Annotated in this window: 15 protein-coding genes; 5 read left to right on the top strand and 10 right to left on the bottom strand. The window is 71.7% G+C overall.

Going from position 1 to position 18161, the window contains the following annotated elements:
- Positions 1 to 99: 99 nt before the first annotated feature.
- Positions 100 to 891, top strand: coding sequence for a maleylpyruvate isomerase family mycothiol-dependent enzyme (locus CLT68_RS19890; RefSeq protein WP_088947875.1), 792 nt, complete (start codon positions 100 to 102; stop codon positions 889 to 891).
- 41 nt (positions 892 to 932) lie between these two features.
- On the opposite strand, the gene CLT68_RS19885 is transcribed toward CLT68_RS19890, so the two are convergent.
- Together CLT68_RS19885 and CLT68_RS19880 are read right to left on the bottom strand one after the other, a co-directional pair.
- A complete protein-coding gene (locus CLT68_RS19885) occupies positions 933 to 2132 on the bottom strand; it encodes an RtcB family protein (protein ID WP_099852809.1) in 1200 nt (399 codons plus the stop codon).
- A 347-nt stretch (positions 2133 to 2479) separates the two neighbouring features.
- The gene (locus CLT68_RS19880; protein WP_099852807.1) at positions 2480 to 4477 is read right to left on the bottom strand and encodes an elongation factor G; all 1998 of its coding nucleotides are present in this window, start codon (positions 4475 to 4477) and stop codon (positions 2480 to 2482) included.
- Between the two features lie 181 nt (positions 4478 to 4658).
- Between CLT68_RS19880 and CLT68_RS19875 the strand changes: the two genes are divergently transcribed.
- Positions 4659 to 5666 (top strand): helix-turn-helix transcriptional regulator, encoded by a 1008-nt coding sequence (locus CLT68_RS19875; RefSeq protein WP_099852804.1) that lies wholly within the window; start codon positions 4659 to 4661, stop codon positions 5664 to 5666.
- On the opposite strand, the gene CLT68_RS19870 is transcribed toward CLT68_RS19875, so the two are convergent.
- Positions 5661 to 6686, bottom strand: coding sequence for a ThuA domain-containing protein (locus tag CLT68_RS19870; RefSeq protein WP_486482247.1), 1026 nt, complete (start codon positions 6684 to 6686; stop codon positions 5661 to 5663). The genes CLT68_RS19875 and CLT68_RS19870 overlap by 6 nt on opposite strands.
- 158 nt (positions 6687 to 6844) lie before the next feature.
- Between CLT68_RS19870 and CLT68_RS19865 the strand changes: the two genes are divergently transcribed.
- The gene (locus CLT68_RS19865; RefSeq protein WP_199177093.1) at positions 6845 to 8032 is read left to right on the top strand and encodes a spore photoproduct lyase family protein; all 1188 of its coding nucleotides are present in this window, start codon (positions 6845 to 6847) and stop codon (positions 8030 to 8032) included.
- 16 nt (positions 8033 to 8048) lie between these two features.
- On the opposite strand, the gene CLT68_RS19860 is transcribed toward CLT68_RS19865, so the two are convergent.
- Together CLT68_RS19860 and CLT68_RS19855 are read right to left on the bottom strand one after the other, a co-directional pair.
- Entirely contained in the window at positions 8049 to 8555 is a 507-nt protein-coding gene (locus tag CLT68_RS19860) for a DinB family protein (RefSeq protein WP_099852802.1), read from the bottom strand.
- A 53-nt stretch (positions 8556 to 8608) separates the two neighbouring features.
- Complete coding sequence (locus CLT68_RS19855) at positions 8609 to 9463, bottom strand: M15 family metallopeptidase (RefSeq protein WP_486482246.1); 855 nt, start codon at positions 9461 to 9463, stop codon at positions 8609 to 8611.
- A gap of 231 nt (positions 9464 to 9694) precedes the next feature.
- Between CLT68_RS19855 and CLT68_RS19850 the strand changes: the two genes are divergently transcribed.
- Positions 9695 to 10732, top strand: a complete 1038-nt coding sequence (locus tag CLT68_RS19850; RefSeq protein WP_088951695.1) for a LacI family DNA-binding transcriptional regulator — start codon at positions 9695 to 9697, stop codon at positions 10730 to 10732.
- 131 nt (positions 10733 to 10863) lie between these two features.
- Here the strand turns inward: CLT68_RS19850 and CLT68_RS19845 are convergent, their stop codons facing one another.
- From CLT68_RS19845 to CLT68_RS19835, 3 genes are all read right to left on the bottom strand, one after another.
- Positions 10864 to 11712: a peptidylprolyl isomerase gene (locus CLT68_RS19845; protein ID WP_255508829.1), complete on the bottom strand. Its 849-nt coding sequence runs from the start codon at positions 11710 to 11712 to the stop codon at positions 10864 to 10866.
- A gap of 70 nt (positions 11713 to 11782) precedes the next feature.
- Positions 11783 to 12991, bottom strand: a complete 1209-nt coding sequence (locus tag CLT68_RS19840) for a serine hydrolase (RefSeq protein WP_099852799.1) — start codon at positions 12989 to 12991, stop codon at positions 11783 to 11785.
- Positions 12992 to 13005: 14 nt separating this feature from the next.
- Positions 13006 to 13773: a MerR family transcriptional regulator gene (locus CLT68_RS19835; RefSeq protein WP_199177092.1), complete on the bottom strand. Its 768-nt coding sequence runs from the start codon at positions 13771 to 13773 to the stop codon at positions 13006 to 13008.
- Positions 13774 to 13939: 166 nt separating this feature from the next.
- Here CLT68_RS19835 and CLT68_RS19830 point away from each other — a divergent pair, with 166 nt between their 5' ends.
- On the top strand, positions 13940 to 16216 hold the full coding sequence (locus tag CLT68_RS19830; protein WP_099852793.1) for an excinuclease ABC subunit UvrA: 2277 nt from the start codon (positions 13940 to 13942) through the stop codon (positions 16214 to 16216).
- 114 nt (positions 16217 to 16330) lie between these two features.
- Here the strand turns inward: CLT68_RS19830 and CLT68_RS19825 are convergent, their stop codons facing one another.
- Both CLT68_RS19825 and CLT68_RS19820 read right to left on the bottom strand, forming a co-directional pair.
- Positions 16331 to 16750 carry a protein-tyrosine phosphatase family protein gene (locus CLT68_RS19825; RefSeq protein WP_099852789.1) on the bottom strand — a complete coding sequence of 140 codons (420 nt, stop codon included), beginning with the start codon at positions 16748 to 16750 and terminating at the stop codon, positions 16331 to 16333.
- Positions 16751 to 17478: 728 nt separating this feature from the next.
- Complete coding sequence (locus CLT68_RS19820; RefSeq protein WP_099852786.1) at positions 17479 to 18042, bottom strand: hypothetical protein; 564 nt, start codon at positions 18040 to 18042, stop codon at positions 17479 to 17481.
- Positions 18043 to 18161: the final 119 nt, after the last annotated feature.

The raw sequence follows: 18161 nt of genomic DNA, 5'->3' as shown, positions 1-18161 counted from the left end.
CGCGGCTGCCGGCCGGACCGCCCCGACGTGGGGCGAGCCCGGCCGGCGGCCGCTTCCGGTAACGTCCGACCATCGTCGAAAGTCCGTTTGAGGAGATCCATGTCGACCCCTGCTGACCAGATCATCACGGCTCTGCGCGCGGGCCACGAGGAGCTCGCCGCGCTCGTACGGGACCTGAAGGAAGACGACCTGCTCCGCCCCTCGGGAGCCAGCGAGTGGCAGGTGTCCCAGGTGCTGAGCCACCTGGGCAGCGGCGCCGAGATCAACCTGGCGACGCTGGACGCCGCCCGCACCGGCGCGCCCGGCCCGGACGGGGACTTCAACCGCGGCGTCTGGGCACGGTGGGACGCGATGTCCCCGGCCGAGCACGCCGCCGGGTTCCTCGCCACCAACGAGCGGCTGGTCGAGGCGTACGAGGCGCTGGACGCCGAGACCCGGGCCTCCATGCGGATCGACCTCGGCTTCCTGCCGGAGCCGGTCGACGTGGCCACCGCGGCCCGGTTCCGCCTCAGCGAGTTCGCCCTGCACCAGTGGGACGTCGAGGTGGGGTTCAACTCGTTCGCGGCGGTGACGCCGGCGGCGGTGGGGCTGCTGCTCGACCAGATCGGCGGCATGCTGGCCTGGACCAGCCGCCCGCAGGAGCTGGGCGGTCGGGAGGCCACCCTGCTGGTCCGGCTGCAGGCGCCCGAGCGGACCTTCGGGCTGCGGTTGGGCGAGAAGGTTGACGTCGTCGACGCGCCGGAGCAGCCCGACGGGGAGCTGACCGCCCCCGCCGAGGCGTGGCTGCGGTTGGCCACCGGACGGCTGGGTCCCCAGCACACCCCGGAGGGGGTCCGGGTGACCGGGCCGGTGACCCTGGACGACCTGCGTCGGGTCTTCGTCGGCTTCTGAGCCGGTGCCGTGCAGGCCGGTCACCCGGTCCGCACGGCCTCTCAACCCTTCACACAGACCACCTGCTTGAGGTGCGCCACCACCTCGACCAGGTCCTCCTGCTGGGCCATCACCTCGGTGATGTCCTTGTACGCGCCGGGGATCTCGTCGACCACCCCGGCGTCCTTGCGGCACTCCACCCCGGCGGTCTGCGCGGCCAGGTCCTCCGTGCTGAACGTCCGCTTCGCCTGTGCCCGCGACATCCGCCGCCCAGCCCCGTGCGACGCCGAGCAGTACGCGTCCGGGTTGCCCCGACCCCGCACGATGTACGACCCGGTGCCCATCGACCCGGGGATGATGCCCAGGTCCCCCCGGCCGGCCCGGATCGCGCCCTTGCGGGTGACCAGCACGTCCACCCCGTCGTAGCTCTCCTCCGAGACGTAGTTGTGGTGGCACGAGATGGGCTCGTCGTAGGAGACCTGCGGGAACTGCTCACGCACCACGTTGCAGAGCAGGGCCAGCATGACGGCCCGGTTGCGGCGCGCGTACTCCTGTGCCCACCACAGGTCCCGCCGGTACGCGTCCATCTCCGGCGTGCCGGCGAGGAACACCGCCAGGTCCCGGTCCGGCAGGTCGGCGTTGTGCGGCAGGCCCCGGGCAACCCCGATGTGCCGCTCGGCCAGCTCCTTGCCGATGTTGCGGGACCCGGAGTGCAGCATCAGCCAGACCCGTCCCTCGTCGGCGCCGCCCTGCTCCAGGCAGACCTCGATGAAGTGGTTGCCCCCGCCGAGGGTGCCGATCTGCCGCCGCGCCCGCGTCTCCAGCTGCGCCACCCGCCGGTCCAGTCCGGCGAACCGGCCCCAGAAGTCGTCCCAGCCCGACTGCTCCAGACCACGGATCCGACGGGTGTCGACCATGTCCTGCCGCTGGGCGAAGCCGACCGGGATGGTGGCCTCGATCGCCGAACGCAGCGCGGCCAGGTCGTCCGGGAGATCAGCGGCGGTCAGCGAGGTGCGGACCGCCGACATCCCGCAGCCGATGTCGACGCCGACCGCGGCCGGTGAGACGGCCTGTCGCATCGCGATCACCGAACCGACAGTGGCGCCCTTGCCGAAGTGCACGTCGGGCATGACGGCGACGCCCTGCACCCAGGGCAGCGCTCCGATGTTGCGCAGCTGCCGGGCGGCCTGCGGCTCGATGGCGTACGGGTCGGTCCAGACCCGGACCGGCGCCCGGGTGCCGGCGAGAGGGGTGAATCCCATAGTGGTCTCCTTCTGTCGTGCGGTGACCGTTAATGATCATGTGCTGACTGGCCGGTTTCCGGCGGCGGTACGCGGATACGAAAGGGCCGCCCGATCCCGGTGGGATGGGCGGCCGACGGACGCGTCAGCGTCGACGTCAGTCGCGCCACCCCAGCTCGATGCGCCGCAATGGGCGGCAGGCACAGGCTTTGGCGGTGGTGAGCACAGCGGCGCCGACGGGGAGCAGGCGCGAGGCGGCATCGGTGCGGACGCGTCGCGGCACGGCGTACTCCCCTCGGGGTGTGATCGGTTGAGCTTGCACGGACGAGACTAGGAGGGCCACGGCGCGTCCGCAATGGATATCGCTGCTACCGGCCGCCTACCCGGCGCGCGACCGCCAGCAGATACTCCTTGCGATCCAGCGGATTGTTGTCCCAGCGGGTCCGGACGGGGGCGGGACCACGCACCGGCCGGTAGCAGTCGAACTCGGTTTCCAGCACGCCCTCCCCCCGGGTCAGCGCAGGCAGGCGACGCTCCAGCGCGTGCACCAGACCGGCCGGGATCTCACCCTGCACCAGGTAGGACGCGCCCTGCCCGGTGGTGTCGGTCGGCACCGCGTCCAGCCGGGTGAGCGCGGGCAGCAGCGTGCCGAGGATGTCACCCGGCACCTCCAGCCGGAAGCGGTGTACCGGCTCGTGGACCCGGGTGCCGGCGCGGGCGAGTGCGGCCATCAGCACCAACGGGGTGAGATTGCGGAAGTCCCCCGCCGTGCTGGACATGCTCTTGTCGAAGGTGCCGTGGGAATGGCTCTGCCGCGCCCAGTAACCGGCGTGGGTCATCGTCACCTCGCAGTCGGGGACCTCCCACCCGTGAAGGCCCTGGCGCAGGGTTCGACGCACGGTCTCCTCCACGGCGGTGAAGAAGGCCGGTGGCATCGAACCCAGCTCGACGCCGAGCCGAAAAGTCACGCCGGCACCGGTCGGCGCCGGCGCGACCCGCAGCCCGACGGTGGCCAGGAACGGATTGGGCGCCACCGCGATCACCTCGACCGCCTCGCCAACGCCGCACACCCTCTCCACGTGCACCGTGCTGGTCTCCCGGAACGTCACCCCCACGCCGAAGTCCTCGGCAAGGGTGGCCTGGATGACCTCCTTCTGCACCTCGCCGTAGAGCGACACGGTGATCTCGTGCCGCCGGTCGTCCTGCCGCAGGTTGATCAGCGGGTCCTGCTCAGCGAGCTGGACCAGCGCGGCGTGCAGCGCGACCCGGTCTCCGGGGCGCGTCGGCACCACCACGGTCTCCAGGGTGGGCGGCGCGAAGTGGCGGTCCGCGCCGCCACGTTCGGGTGGTACGCCCACCGGGTCGCCGATCCGAGCGTGCTTGAGGCCCCACAACCGGGCGATGTGGCCGGCTTCGACCGCCGACGCCTCCACGTCGGCCCCATGGGCGACGACTCGTACGGCAGTGACCAGTTCAGCGTCGACCGCCCCGACGCGGACCCGGTCGCGAGTCCGGATGGTGCCGGCGAAGAGCCGGACCAGGGCGATCTTCTCTCCGGCTGGGCCCCGTTCGATGGCGAACACGGTGCCGGAGACCGGGGCGTCGGCGTCGCCCTCGACGGTGGGCAACAGTTCGGTGATCCCGGCGATCAGCGCGTCCACCCCGGCACCGGTGATCGCCGAGCCGGCGTACACGGGCTGCACCAGCGCGCGGCCGGTCCCCGTCGCCAACGCGGCGCGCAGCCGCGGGTACGGCAGCGAGGACGTGTCCGCCACCCAGTCGGCGAGCAGCACGTCATCCTGCCCGGTGAGCAGGTCGAGCAGCCGGTCGGTGAAGGCGAGGTCGGTGGGGCCGTACGGCGTGCAGTAGGCGCCGCGGGTCCCCGGCACCGCCACCGAGCCCATCGCCACGACGGCCGGCGTGAGCTTCTCCGCGACCGCCCGGAAAACCCGTTCGGGGTCCGCCCCGGCCCGGTCGACCTTGTTGATGAAGATCAGCGTCGGGATGCGCAGCCGGCGCAGGGTCCGCATCAGCACCCGGGTCTGCGGCTGCACCCCCTCCACCGCGGAGATCACCAGCACTGCGCCGTCGAGCACACCAAGCACCCGCTCGACCTCGGCGATGAAGTCCGGGTGACCGGGCGTGTCGATCAGGTTGACTGTCACGTCGTCCAGGACGAAGGAGACGACAGCCGAGCGGATGGTGATGCCGCGTTGCCGTTCCAGTGCCAGGGTGTCGGTCTGGGTGCTGCCCGCGTCGACCCGGCCGAGCTGGTCGGTCACACCGACGTCGTGCAACAGCCGCTCGGTCAGGCTGGTCTTACCGGCATCGACGTGAGCCAGGATGCCGAGGTTCAGGGTTTTCACGCAGCGTCAGGTCCTTCAGGTAGGCGACAGATCGCTTCTGGTCGGACATCGACGCAGCGCGCATTGGTGCTCCCTGGAGGTTCGTGGCGGTTTCGGGTAGTTCAGCAGGCCGTCGTCGGGTCGGGCAACCGAATAACCGGCGCTCCCATGAGTGTCGGCGACCGCTGGCAGACTTGCCGCCATGGTGGAGACCTCCGTGCGGCTGCTGCGGCTGCTGACCCTCCTCCAGGTCCGCCGGGAGTGGTCCGGCACGGAGTTGGCCGAACGACTGGCGGTCACCACCCGCACGGTACGCACTGACGTGGAGCGGCTGCGGGTGCTGGGTTACCGGATCGAGTCGCACCCCGGGGTCGGCGGCGGCTACCAGCTCGGCGCAGGGTCGGCATTGCCGCCGCTACTGCTCGACGACGACGAGGCGGTGGCGGTGGCCGTAGGGCTGCGGGCTGCGGCGGGCGGGTCGGTGACGGGTATCGAGGAGACGTCGCTGCGGGCGCTGGCGAAGCTGGAACAGTCGCTGCCGTCGCGGCTGCGGCACCGGGTCGACGCCCTGCGCACGGCGACGGTCTCCGCCGCGGGCGGCGGCCCGACCGTGGACGCCGAAACGCTCACCGCTGTCTCCACGGCGGTGCATCACCGGGAGCGGCTGCGGTTCGACTACGCCGGGCACGACGGCATGACGACCGTGCGCGATGTCGAGCCATACCGGCTGGTCTACACCGGGCGGCGGTGGTACCTGCTGGGCTGGGACACCGACCGGGCCGACTGGCGCACCTTCCGCGCCGACCGGATCCGACCCCGGGTGCCGACCGGCCCACGCTTCACACCCCGGGAGCCGCCAGGTGGCGACGCGGTCGCGCACGTGCTGCGCGGCGTCGGCTCCACCGCCTGGCCACACCCGGCACGGGTACGCCTGCACGCGTCGGCCGAGCAGATGGCGCAACGGATCCCGACCACGGCTGGCCTGCTGGAGGCGATCGACGGCCAGACGTGTCTGCTGCACACCGGCGGCGAGTCGCTGGGCAACCTGGCCGCCTTCCTCGGCACCCTCGCTGTCGACTTCGACGTGCTCGACCCGCCGGAGCTGCGCGCCGTCATCCGCGACGTCGCCGCCCGATTCGGTCGGGCCGCCGGTCCCGCGCCGGGGCGAATCGCGGTTCACCCCGGCGCGGACGCGGCAGTGGAGCTATGACTGCGGCACCAGCCGGAAGGACTGCGCCGCGGTGCCGTTGCAGGTGTACTGGACGAGCTGGACGCTGTCCGCCGTGGACGCCGCGGGCACGTCGAGGCACTTGCCGCTGCCCCTGTTGACCACCGTGTGCCAGGCGGTGGGCGAGATCGGGCCGCCGGTCGGCGAGGGCGTCGTCGGGGGGACGGTGCCGGCGCCGGCGAGCCAGTGCAGCCCGTCGATCAGCAGCTGGTTCTGCTGGGCGCTGTCGAAGGTGGACGACAGCCCGGTGTTGGTGTTGTAGTTCATCGCGTTGTGCCCGAAGTTGGCGTAGAGCATCTTGTACTGCCGGTTACTCCAGACCAGCGGGTAGTAGCCGCCGTACCAGGACTGGTTGGGGTCCGTGCCGACCGGGAAGCTGGACGGGTCGACCGAGGCGAGGATGTCGATGTTGGGGTTCTGCCGCAGGTCGTTGCTCCAGGAATACCACTCGCTGATCGACGACGGGAAGGTCGCCGGGAGGTTCCGGGTGGCGGCGTGGGTGCGGTTGTCGGCGCGCATGGTGACCCGGGTGGGGCCCCAGGTGTTCGTCTGGAACGCGCCGGTGCCGAGGAAGGTGTTGTAGTACCAGCTCCAGCTCGACGGGTTGTCGGTCCACGCGCTGACGTGGAAGCCCAGCCACGCGCCACCGTTCTGCATGTACTGCTGGAACGCGGCACGCTGCGCGGTGGGCGGCGCGTCGTCCAGGAACATGACGACCTTGTACTGGGCCAGGTTCGCGGTGTTCAGCAGGCCCCAGTTGTTGGTGGCCTCCCAGGAGAAGCCGTACTGGGCGGCGGCCTGCGGGAACCAGGCCCGGGCGTCCTTGACGAAGTCGATGTGCGCGGCGTCCCAGGTGCCGTTGTAGAAGGCCAGGACCTTGAACGTCGGCGCGGCCTGCGCGGCACGCGAGGCGCTGACCGCGAGACCGGCGCTCAGCGCGACCAGGAGTGCGACGAACAGCGACACGATCCGTCTGGTACGGGATGAGAGTTCTGCGATCACCTGATCGTCCCTTCGGTGGGGACGCGCGCCGCCGCGTCGACCTGCTTCTGTTCACAAGCCTTACAGATAGACGAAAGATTATGTCGCGTCTCCAGTGTCGTCAATCGCGACCCGACCGATCCGGGTGGGATTCCTGCGGCAACGGGTACCCCAGCCGGATGACCAGCCCGGACGCGGTCGACGTCGACCAACCGCTCGCCGTGGACCTGCCCGCCGCTCCGCACGACGCCAGCGGTGAGCGGGTGCCGATTCGCGACCTGGCCGGCCTCGCCCCGGCGGCCCGGCCGGCGCGCCGCTGGACCCCGAGCCGGGTGGTGGCCACCCCGGCCGCCCTCGACCACCCGCACGGCCAACGGATCGTCGAGCGGGTGCAGGCGCAGGGCATCGAGGTGGAACGCCTGCGGGCCAACCGGCTCACCGGGGTACGCGGGCAGACCGACCGGGAGACGTACGCCCGAGCGAAGGCGACCATGGCGATCGTGGTGAGCCCACCGTCGCGGCGCGACCTGCAACCCATCGCGCCCAGCGCCGACTGGCGGGTCGACCTCGCCGAGGGCTGCCCGGCGCACTGCCAGTACTGCTACCTCGCCGGATCACTGTCCGGCCCGCCGGTCACCCGGGTGTACGCGGACCTCGACGACATCCTGGACGGGCTCGCCGCGTACGCCGGCCGGGGGACGGTGACCAGCCGCAACGCCCGACGCGCCGACGAGGGCACCACCTTCGAGGCGTCCTGCTACACCGACCCGCTCGCCCTGGAACACCTGACCGGGAGCTGGCGGCGGGCGGTGCAGCACTTCGCCGACTGGGACGCGCCCGTGCAACTGCGCTGGACCACCAAGTACGCCGACGTGGGCACCTTCGTCGGGCTGCCGCACGCCGGCCGCACCCGGGTCCGGTTCAGCGTCAACTGCGCCCCGGTGAGCGTTCGGTTCGAGGGCGGCACCGCCCGGGTGCCGGACCGCCTGGCGGCGCTGCGCCGCCTCGCGCTCGACGGCTACCCGGTCGGGCTGACCATCGCGCCGATCATCGCGCTGCCCGACTGGCGGGAACGCTACGGCGAGTTGCTCGACCAGGTCCGCGCGGCGGTCGACGGGGTCCCCGAGCTGGACCTGACCGCCGAGCTGATCACCCACCGGTTCACCCCGGGCAGCAAGGAGGTGCTGCTCGGCTGGTACCCCCGGACCCGGCTGGAGATGGACGAGGAGTCCCGCACCCGCAAACACGGCAAGTTCGGCGCGATCAAGTACGTCTACCCCCGGGACACGATGGCCGACCTGCGCGAGTGGTTCACCGCCGAGTTGGCCGCCCGCGTACCGGCCTGCCGCATCCTCTACTGGACCTGACCAGCCCTCTGGCGGGCTAGACGCCGACGGTGCCGTCGACGCCCTCGCGCAGCAAGTCGGCGTGACCGTTGTGCCGGGCGTACTCGTGAATCAGGTGCAGCATCACCAGCCGCAGCGACACGGTCTCGCCGGAACGGACGTTGTGGCCGGTCACGTCGAGCGACACGGCCGCCCGCTCGATCCGCCGGGCGTGCTCGACCTCGCGCTCCCAGGCGTTGAATGCTTCGGCGCGGGTGGCGGAGCTGGCGTCGTACGCCTGCTGGAAGTCGCCGGTTTCCGACCAGACCAGCGGGACGTCCTCGCGGTCCATGATCCGCCGGAACCAGGCGCGTTCCACCTCGGCCATGTGTCGCACCAGACCCAGCAGCGAGAGCGTGGAGGGCGGCATCGACTGCCGGCGCAGCTCCTCGTCGGAGAGGCCGTCGCACTTGAGGGCCAGCGTCGCGCGGTGGAAGTCGAGGAAGGCGCGCAGCGTCTCCCGCTCGTCGCCGGTGAGCGGGGGGCCGATCCGTTCGGTGGTCATTCCAGTGATCATGCCCGCTGGGCACCGGGGGGCGATCGAGCCGGGTCCTCCCGTCAGCCGACCGACGAGCGGGCGACGGGCGCCGCGAAGAAGGTGTCCGGGTACGGCTCGTCGCGCAGGCTGTAGTGCCACCACTCGCGGTCGTAGTTGACGAACCCGGCGTCGGTCATCAGCCGCTGCAACAACCGGCGGTTGTCGCGCGCCGTCCCGGTGATCCGGGGGTCGGCGGTGTGCGCACGGGAGTCGAAGCAGTCGAAGCCCGTACCCATGTCGATGCTGTTGTCGGCGAAGCGCTGCCCCCGGGGCGCGGTGCAGGCGACCAGGGGTTGCCCGACCCGGTACGGGGGTTGGCTGGCGGCCGGTTCGTCGACCAGGGTCAGGTCCAGGGTGCTGCCTCGGCTGTGCGCGGTGGGCGCCCCGATGTACCCCTCGGCGAAGAGCCGGTTCTTGGCCACGTCCGGGTAGAACTCGGCCTTGGTCTGCTGCTCGTCGGGGCGCTTCGACCAGGCGACGAAGTCGTCCACGGCCGGCTGCGGGCGATAGCAGTCGTACACCTTGAGGCTGTGCCCACCGGCCAGCGCGGCGTCCTGCACGCGGCGCAACGCCTCGGCCGCCTCCTGGGTGAGCAGGCACAGCGGCTCGGGGTAACCGGCGATCGGGCGGCCGACGAAGTTGTGCGGTGTCGCGTAGCGGATGTCGGCGTGGATGCGCGGGTCGAGGTCGGTCAGGACCACGAACCCCGGCAGCCGCTCGCCGGTGGTCGGCGTCGGCGGGCCCACCGATGTCGGGGTCGGCGAAGGGCTCACCGATGTCGGCTGCGACGCGACCGGCGCGGGGCGGGGCTCCGGCCGCGAACAGCCCCCGAGCAGCGCGGCGAGCGCGAGCACGAACCCGATGCGGTTACCCACCGACCCTGTCTATCAGCCGCGCTCGGGCCGCAGTGGCAACTGGACATGATCCACGGAGCCGATTGTCTTTCCGGAAGATTTCCGCAACTTCGGTGATCATCAGCACTTACCTGGAATGTCGTGAACCCCCTCCCGTGAGGCAAGATGACGCGTGGAACGGGCACGCCGTTTCGGGACACACGGTGGACGACGTCTTGTGGTCGTTCCTCCGGCTCGGTGAAGGAGACGCGGGTGGGCGCGGACGACGGACGCAGGGTGACCATCACCGCGATCGCACGGGAGGCCGGGGTGTCGGTGCCGACCGTGTCACGGGTGCTCAACGGTCGCTCCGATGTGGCCCCCGGCACCCGGGAGCGGGTCGAGGAGTTGCTGCGCCACCACGGCTACCGGCGGCGCACCAGCCGCAGCGTGCGCCGCGCCGGCCTCGTCGACCTGGTCTTCAACGACCTGGACAGCCCCTGGGCTGTGGAAATCATCCGGGGTGTCGAGGATGTCGGGCACGGCGCGGGCCTCGGCACCGTGGTCTCCGCGATCCACCGGCAGCCCACAGCGGCCCGGCAGTGGCTGCAGAATCTGCGCACCCGGGCCACCGACGGCGTCATCTTCGTGACCTCCCACCTGAGCCCGCCGCTGCACGCGCAACTGCGTCGCCTCAACGTGCCGGTGGTGGTCGTCGACCCGGCCGGCGTGCCGGCCATGGACGTGCCGACCATCGGGGCGACCAACTGGGCCGGTGGCCTCGCCGCGACCGAACACCTGCTGTCGATCGGGCACCGCCGCATCGGCTTCGTGGCCGGGCCGACGCATCTGCTGTGCAGCCGCGCGCGGCTCGACGGTTACCGGGCCGGGTTGGAGGCCGCCGGTGTGCCGGTGGACGACAAGCTGATCTACCCGGGCGATTTCTACCACGCCTCCGGGTTCTCCGGCGGGACCGCGCTGCTCGACCTCGCCGACCCGCCGACCGGCATCTTCGCCTCCAGCGACCAGATGGCCTTCGGCGTCTACGAGGCCATCCGGCGTCGAGGGCTGCGAGTCCCGGACGACGTGAGCGTCGTCGGCTTCGACGATCTGCCGGAGGCCCGCTGGGCGTCCCCACCGCTGACCACCGTGCGCCAACCGTTGGTCGAGATGGGACGGTTGGCGGCACGGACCGTGCTGCGCCTGTCCCAGGGCGAGGGCATCGACTCCCCTCGGGTGGAACTGGCCACCGAACTGGTCGTCCGCGACAGCACCGCCGCCCCACCGACCGGGTCGCCCGACCCGTCGTGACGGCCGGAACTGCGTCGGAATCCGGTTGGACCACTTTCGGTCCACTTCCGGGAATTCCGGCGCTGCGCGGCTGACGCCAGTCGACCGTACGGCGCGGTGAGCGACCGAGGGTCACCCACCGCGCCGCGCCGTCAGTGGTGGTGGTGCGTGCGGACCGCCTTGCGGATGGTCACCGGCAGCGCGGGCGCGCCGTCGACGGGTGCCGGGTCTTCGGCCGTCGGCGCCACTCCCCCGGCGGCGATCCGGTCCAGCGTGGCCAGGCCGGCCGCGTCGACCTCGCCGAAGATCGTGTAGTTGGGGCGCAGCGCCGAGTTGGCGTAGACCAGGAAGAACTGGCTGCCGTTGGTGTCCGGCCCGGCGTTGGCCATGGCCAGCACGCCCCGGGCGTACACCCGACGCTCCCCGGTCGGGTCGGTGGGCGCCGGCGGCAGGTCGGTCGGCAGCTCGTCGCCGTACCGGTATCCCGGGCCCCCCTCGCCGGTGCCCGACGGGTCACCGCACTGCAGCACGCTCAACGTCGGGTACGCGGTGAGCCGGTGGCACGGGGTGCGGTCGTAGAAGCGCTTGCCCACCAGGTGCAGGAAACTCTGCACGGTGCACGGCGCGGCGGCCCGGTCGAGGGTCAGCCCGATCGGCCCGTGGTTGGTCGCCAGGGTCACCCGGACGGTGCCCCGGGCCGGCGTGCGTCGCGGGTCGGGCGGCAGCGGCACCGGCCGGGCCGCGGGCTCGTCCGGCGTCTCGGTGTACGCGCAGGGGCCGTGGGTGGTGCGCGGCGGTCGGGTGGCGGTGTCGGCAGCGGTGGGCGGCGCGGCGGACGCGGTGACCGCATCGCCCGACGGGCCCGGCGCGGCGACCGCGGCGGCGGACGCGCCGACGACCAGCGCCCCGGCGAGCACTGTCACCCCCGCGAGGCGGGTCAGGGCGCGCACCGGTCGGCGGGGTGCCGCCACGCCGGGGCGCGGTGGGAGTTCACTCGACACAGGGATCCTCCTGGACTCGTGGTGCCAGAACGACCGGAGTCTATGGAGGGCAGCGCCGGATGTCGATCCGTCAGGGCAGGCGACGGCGGCGGCGCCACAGCAGCCCGCCCAGCAGCATCACCACACCCGCGGCGCTCACCGCGGTCACCGACCAGAGCCAACCCGAGCCGGTACGCGTCGGCCCGCTGGCTGCCGCCGGCCGAGGCGCACCCGGTGCCGCCAGCGCGGACGGCGCAGCCGACGGCGTCGCGGTCAACTCACCCGGCTCGACCAGCCGGCCGACGGAGGCGTCCCGGGGCAGCGTGAAACCCCAGTCCAGCAGGGCAGCGCCCTGCTCCCAGCCGCGCCTGGGCGTGGACTCCGCGCCCAGCAACGTCACCACCAGGCGTCGCCCGCCGCGTTCCGCCGCGCCCACGTAGGTGTGCCGGGCCAGGTCGGTGAAGCCGGTCTTGCCGCCGAGCGCTCCCGGGTACCGGTAGATGAGCTGGTTCTCGTTCTGGATCTCGAAACCCTTGGTCCGCTGCGCCGGCTGGACGGGAATCCGCGCGTGCTCGGTCAGCGCGTACCGGCGGAAGGTCGGATCGGCGAAGCAGGCCCGGGCGATCAACGCCAGGTCGTACGCGCTGGTGAACTGCCCCCGGCCATCCAGCCCGGACGGGGTTACCGCGTGCGTCTGGAGCGCGCCGAGATGGTGTGCGTGCTCGTTCATGGCGCGTACGCCGGCGGCGCTGTCGGTCCCGCTGCCGAGTCGGGCCAGCGCGTTGGCGGCCTCGTTGCCGGAGTTGAGCAGCAACCCGAGCCAGATGGTCTCGATGGTGTAGCGACCACCGGCGACGAGACCCACGGCCGAGGAGCCGGGCTCGATGAACATGTCGTCCTCGGTGACGGTGACCGTCTGCTTCGGGTCGAGCCGGGGCAGCATCGTGGCCGCGAGCAGGAGCTTCTGCACGCTGGCCGGGGTGCCGTACTCGTGGGGACCGCACCCGCCGAGGATCTGGCCGCTGTCCAGGTCGGCGATCAGCCACGAGGTGGCGCTGACCCCCGGTGGCGCGGCGACGCCGGCCGGCGCGACCAGGCCGGTCGTGTCCAGCGCCGCGCCGCCGACCACCCGCTGCTCGGGCACGGCGGGCGGGGGCGAGGGCCGGGGCGGGCGGGACACCCCCGGCGCCGGCGCGCGGGGGCACCGCACGACCGACGCGGCGGACGCTCCGGCGGAGGCGACCGGCGCGGGAGCGAGCAGAACGGCGGACGCGGTGGCCGCCAGCAGCGCAGTCCTCATGTGCCCGACCCTAGTCAACAAGATCCTCCGGCGGGACGGGTTGCCGCGGTCGGTCGGCCCGCCTCGTCGCGAGCGCGCAGGTAGTCGTGCAGGGCGGCACTGCCCCGCAGCCGGCGCAGACTGCGCGCGTGCAGCTCCTGCTCGCGGCGGGCCAGCTCCGCGCGGACCCGCTGCGGGCTCCCGGTGGTCCGCAACTCCCCCAGCACCGCCTCGATGATCTCGAACGGGTACGCACCTCGGCGCAGCAACGCGATGACCTGCGCGGCACGCAGCTCGGCCTCGTCGTACACCCGGTAGTTGGTGCCCGGCGTGCGGCGCGGCCGCAGCAGGTCGCGCTGCTCCCACAGCCGTAGCTGCGAGGTCCGGACGCCGACCAGGGCGGCGACCTCGCCGATGCGGGAGGCACGGCGTGGTGCGGGCCGGGCCGCCGGTGGGCTGGCCAGCACGGTCTCGAACGCGCCGAGCACCCGGCGGATTTCGGCGCGTTCGCGGTCCAGTTCGGCGTGACCGCCGTCGAGCGCCGCGAGGGCGGCCGGCAGGTCACCCCCGTGCACCGCCGACATGATCTCCCGGGTACGACTCCAGCCGTGCCCCTCGGCCAACCGCCGCGCCACGGTGAGCGCCCGGGCGTGCTCGGTCGTGAAGATCCGGTAGCCGCTCGCGGTGCGCCCCGCCGGCGGCAGCACCCCCGACTCGACGTAGTTGCGCACCTGCTGCACCGAGATCCCCACGGTGGCCGCCAGGTCGACGGCGCGCAGCCGACTCTCCCGGGTGCCGTCCACGCGAGCCACCCTACCGCTTACGACGTGATTTGAGACTTTCCGGGACGTGCTGCTGACGCGAGCGCTCCGATTCCGGCAGAAGTCTCTACGTGGTGATGAATGAGACAATGGAACCCGCCAGCATCGCGGGGGAAAGAGTCCCGCCACGACTCTGTGAAGGGTTCGCATGTCGCAGCCAGCATGGTCCGCCGCCGACAGCCACGACATGATCGAGGTACGCGGAGCGCGGGAGAACAATCTCGCCAGCGTCTCGGTCGACATCCCCAAGCGCCGGTTGACCGTCTTCACCGGTGTCTCCGGATCGGGCAAGTCGTCGCTGGTCTTCGGCACCATCGCCGCCGAGTCCCAGCGCATGATCAACGAGACCTACAGCGCGTTCCTCCAGTCGTTCATGCCGAACCTCAACCGGCCGGACGTCGACTCGCTGCGCAACCTCAGCGCGGCCATCGTCGTCGACCAGGAGCGGATGGGCGTCAACTCCCGCTCCACCGTCGGCACCGCCACAGACGCGTACGCGATGCTGCGGATCCTCTTCAGCCGGCTCGGCCAGCCGTCGATCGGCGGCGCCGGGGCGTTCAGCTTCAACCTGCCCGAGGGCATGTGCACCACCTGCGAAGGGCTGGGCCGCGTCTCCGACCTCGACATCAACGAGTTGGTGGACGTCGAGCGCTCCCTCAACGACGGCGCGATCACCGTGCCGAACTTCGCTGTCGACTCCTGGTACTGGCAGACCATCGTCGGCTCCGGCCTGTTCGACCCGGACGTCAAGCTGCAGGACTTCACCCCGCAACAGTGGGAGGACTTCCTCCACAAGCCGGCCACCAAGATCAAGGTGGGGAGCAACAACTGGACGTACGAGGGTCTGGCCGTCAAGGTCAAGCGGCTCCTCCTGGCCAAGGACCGCGAGTCGATGCAACCGCACATCCGCGCCTTCGTCGACCGGGCCGTCACCTTCACCACCTGCGGCGACTGCGCCGGCACCCGACTCAACGCGGCGGCCCTGTCATCGCGGATCGCCGGACGCAACATCGCCGACTGCTCCGCCATGCAGATCAGCGACCTGGCGACGTTCGTCCGAGGCATCGACGACCCCGGGGTCGCACCACTGATCGCCAACCTGCGGGACCTGTTGGAGTCCCTGGTCGAGATCGGGTTGGGCTACCTCAGCCTGGACCGGGAGTCGGCCACCCTCTCCGGCGGTGAGGCCCAACGGGTGAAGATGGTCCGGCACCTCGGCTCCAGTCTCTCCGACGTCACGTACGTCTTCGACGAACCCACAGTCGGCCTGCACCCGCACGACATCGCCCGGATGAACGACCTGCTGCTGCGGTTGCGCGACAAGGGCAACACAGTGCTGGTGGTCGAGCACAAGCCGGAGACCATCACGATCGCCGACCACGTGGTCGACCTCGGGCCGGGAGCCGGCACCGACGGTGGCCGGATCTGCTTCACCGGCGACGTCCCCGGACTGCGCCGCTCCGACACGCTCACCGGCCGGCATCTGGACCACCGGGTGACACTGCGCGACGAGACGCGCCGACCCACCGGGCAGCTCACCATCCGCCAAGCCGACCTGCACAACCTGCGCGACGTGGACGTGGACATCCCACTCGGGGTGCTCACCGTGGTCACCGGAGTCGCCGGCTCCGGCAAGAGCTCACTGATCCACGGGTCGCTGCGCGGCCGGGCCGGGGTCGTCATCGTGGACCAGTCCCCGATCCGGGGGTCCCGACGCAGCAACCCGGCCACCTACAGCGGGCTGCTCGACCCGATCCGTACCGCCTTCGCCAAGGCCAACGGCGTCAAGGCCGCCCTGTTCAGCGCCAACTCCGAAGGCGCCTGCCCGGCCTGCAAGGGAATCGGGCTGATCTACACGGACCTGGCGATGATGGCCGGCGTCGCGAGCGTCTGCGAACGGTGCGAGGGGCGACGCTTCACCGACGAGGTGCTCACGTACACGCTGCGCGGCAAGAACATCAGCGAGGTGCTGGCCATGTTGGTCACCGAGGCGCACGCCTTCTTCCCGCACCTCATCCTCGGCCGGCTGGTCGACGTCGGCCTCGGATACCTCAGCCTCGGCCAGCCGCTGACCACCCTGTCCGGCGGGGAACGGCAGCGACTCAAGCTCGCCATCCACCTGGCGGAAAAGACCACCACGTACGTGCTGGACGAACCCACCACCGGCCTGCACCTCGCCGACGTGGACCAGTTGCTGGCCCTGCTCGACCGGATGGTCGACGCCGGCAACACGGTGATCGTCATCGAGCACCACCAGGCGGTCATGGCGCACGCCGACTGGCTCGTCGACCTCGGCCCGGGCGCCGGGCACGACGGCGGCCGAATCGTCTTCACCGGCACACCCGCCGAACTGGTCGCCCACGGCGACACCCTCACCGCCACCCACCTGCGCGAGTACGTCGGCGAGGCGGCAGCGGTCGCCTAGGCGCGCGACCAACGGTCAGCGGGGCCCGCGGTGCGTGGCGCGGCTGCGGGCGGTCCAGCGCCGGGCGGTCGGGCGGGCGGTGGTCGGCCACGCGTTGGCCGATGGCCGCGGCGGTCAGGTCACCCGGCGCAGCCAGCGTCGCTGCCAGGGCGTCTCCACCGCCTTCGGGTGGTAGCCCGCCCGGACCCACGGCACCGCCCGGTCGGCAGGCAGGCCGTCGAGGATCGCCAGCGCGGCCAACGCCGTTCCGGTGCGCCCCACCCCGCCCCGACAGGCCACCTCGACGCGCTCACCGTCGTGCGCCCGCCGCAGCGCCACCCGTAGGGCATCGAGGGCGTCCGCCCGATCGAGCGGTACCCAGAAATCGGGCCACCGGATTTTCCGGTGCGGCCAGGTCGGCTCCGGACCAGGCGCCAACAGCAGGGCGAAGTCGGCGGGCGAGGTCACCGCACCGATGCGGCGCCCGCGCACCGTCGCCCCGCTGGGGAGTACGAGTACGCCCGACTGCTCGGACCATGGCTGCGGCTCGGTCATCCGAGCATTGTGCCGCCGACTGACTGATCCATGGGCACAGACAGCGCCGCCCCCGGCCTTGTGGGCTCGGGGGCGGCGCTGGTGTCGGTGTGCAGGTCGCCTCTCGGCGAGTGGCGCGACGCGGCTCCAGCCGAACGGTATTCCGCGAAGGCGATATTAGGTGAGGCCCGGGGACACTGAGTCACACCGACACTGACCACAACCGGCTCGGCCCCCACGTTGTTCCCCTACCCCACCCCATCGCACCCGCCCGTCCGATGCACCGCCCGGCTGTCCGCCGTCCCCGCTGGCCGGCGACTGCCCACCGCAACGGCTCGCCGCACCGCCCACCGCAACGGCTCGCCGCACCGCCCGCCACGTGGGCTTACCGCACCGCCCGCCGTGGGCTCGCCGCACCGCCGGCCGTACCGCCGGCGCCGAATCGCACCGCCGTCGAGTTGCACCGCCGACCGCCGCACGGCCACGACCATCCACCCACCACTGAGCCGCGCGTCGGCCGCGCCCTGGGAGATCTTGGACAGTTTCCGTTAGCGCAGAACGGAAACTGTCCAAGATCTCCCAGGCAGTGCCTCCCGCATCGAACCGTGCCATCCGCCCACCCCACGCGGCACGCCATCCCCCGCAGCGACCAGCCCGTGCGCCTGCCGCACGGAAACGGAAATGCCGCTGGCCGGCACCCCGGGTGGGGGTGCCGGCCAGCTGTGCTGTGCGGTGTGTGTGTTGGTGGGTCAGCTGTTCCAGTGCTGGGCGACGAGGTCGGTGGCCTGCTGCTCCCACTGGGCGTAGGCGTCGGGGTAGGCGGAGACCTGGACGGTCTGCGCGGCGTCGGTCAGCGCCATGTCCTGCCACCCGTCGACCTGCTTGAGGCCCTTGAGGAACGCGGTGGTGGAGTAGGCCGGGTCGGTGATCTGCTCCGGCGTGCCCCAACCCGAGCTCGGGCGCTGCTGGAACAGGCCCAGCGAGTCATGGTCATTCTTGTCGCCGAGGTGGCCCAGGTTTTCCAGCTTGGACTCCTGCAGGCTCGTGGCGATGGAGATGACCGCGGCGCGCTCGGGCAGGCCGGCCTTCTTCGTCGCGGCGATGATCGCCTTGACGTTCGCGGTCTGCTCATCGTTGAGGGTGATGTGGGACTGCTCGCCCTGGGGCTTCGGGGCGGCCGACTGCACCGCCACCGCCACCGGCTTGCCATCCACCGGGTTGGCAGCGTGGGCGGCGATCGGGCCGGCGAAGACACCACCAGCGAACGCGAGACCAGCAACAGACAGCACGCTCTTACGGATGATCGTGTTCATGGGGGTAGCTCCTTCGGGGGTAGGAAACACCCGCACCACCAATGGGGGTCGGCGACACAAGGGTGTGAGCACCTCGTCCGGCGCTGCATCAAACAAAGGGGAAAAGTCTTCGGGGAGAT

Source organism: Micromonospora sp. CNZ299, assembly GCF_002754415.1.
The sequence above is the reverse complement of the archived record's forward strand: the minus strand, read 5'-3'. Positions and strand labels throughout refer to the sequence as shown.

Excerpts from the sequence above, each read along its gene's own strand:
- CLT68_RS19840 (WP_099852799.1), bottom strand. The coding sequence starts at position 12,991 with ATGAGGACTGCGCTGCTGGCGGCCACCGCGTCCGCCGTTCTGCTCGCT.
- CLT68_RS19885 (WP_099852809.1), bottom strand. The coding sequence starts at position 2,132 with ATGGGATTCACCCCTCTCGCCGGCACCCGGGCGCCGGTCCGGGTCTGG.
- CLT68_RS19865 (WP_199177093.1), top strand. The coding sequence starts at position 6,845 with ATGACCAGCCCGGACGCGGTCGACGTCGACCAACCGCTCGCCGTGGAC.
- CLT68_RS19825 (WP_099852789.1), bottom strand. The coding sequence starts at position 16,750 with ATGACCGAGCCGCAGCCATGGTCCGAGCAGTCGGGCGTACTCGTACTC.
- CLT68_RS19830 (WP_099852793.1), top strand. The coding sequence starts at position 13,940 with ATGTCGCAGCCAGCATGGTCCGCCGCCGACAGCCACGACATGATCGAG.
- CLT68_RS19860 (WP_099852802.1), bottom strand. The coding sequence starts at position 8,555 with ATGACCACCGAACGGATCGGCCCCCCGCTCACCGGCGACGAGCGGGAG.
- CLT68_RS19875 (WP_099852804.1), top strand. The coding sequence starts at position 4,659 with ATGGTGGAGACCTCCGTGCGGCTGCTGCGGCTGCTGACCCTCCTCCAG.
- CLT68_RS19820 (WP_099852786.1), bottom strand. The coding sequence starts at position 18,042 with ATGAACACGATCATCCGTAAGAGCGTGCTGTCTGTTGCTGGTCTCGCG.
- CLT68_RS19890 (WP_088947875.1), top strand. The coding sequence starts at position 100 with ATGTCGACCCCTGCTGACCAGATCATCACGGCTCTGCGCGCGGGCCAC.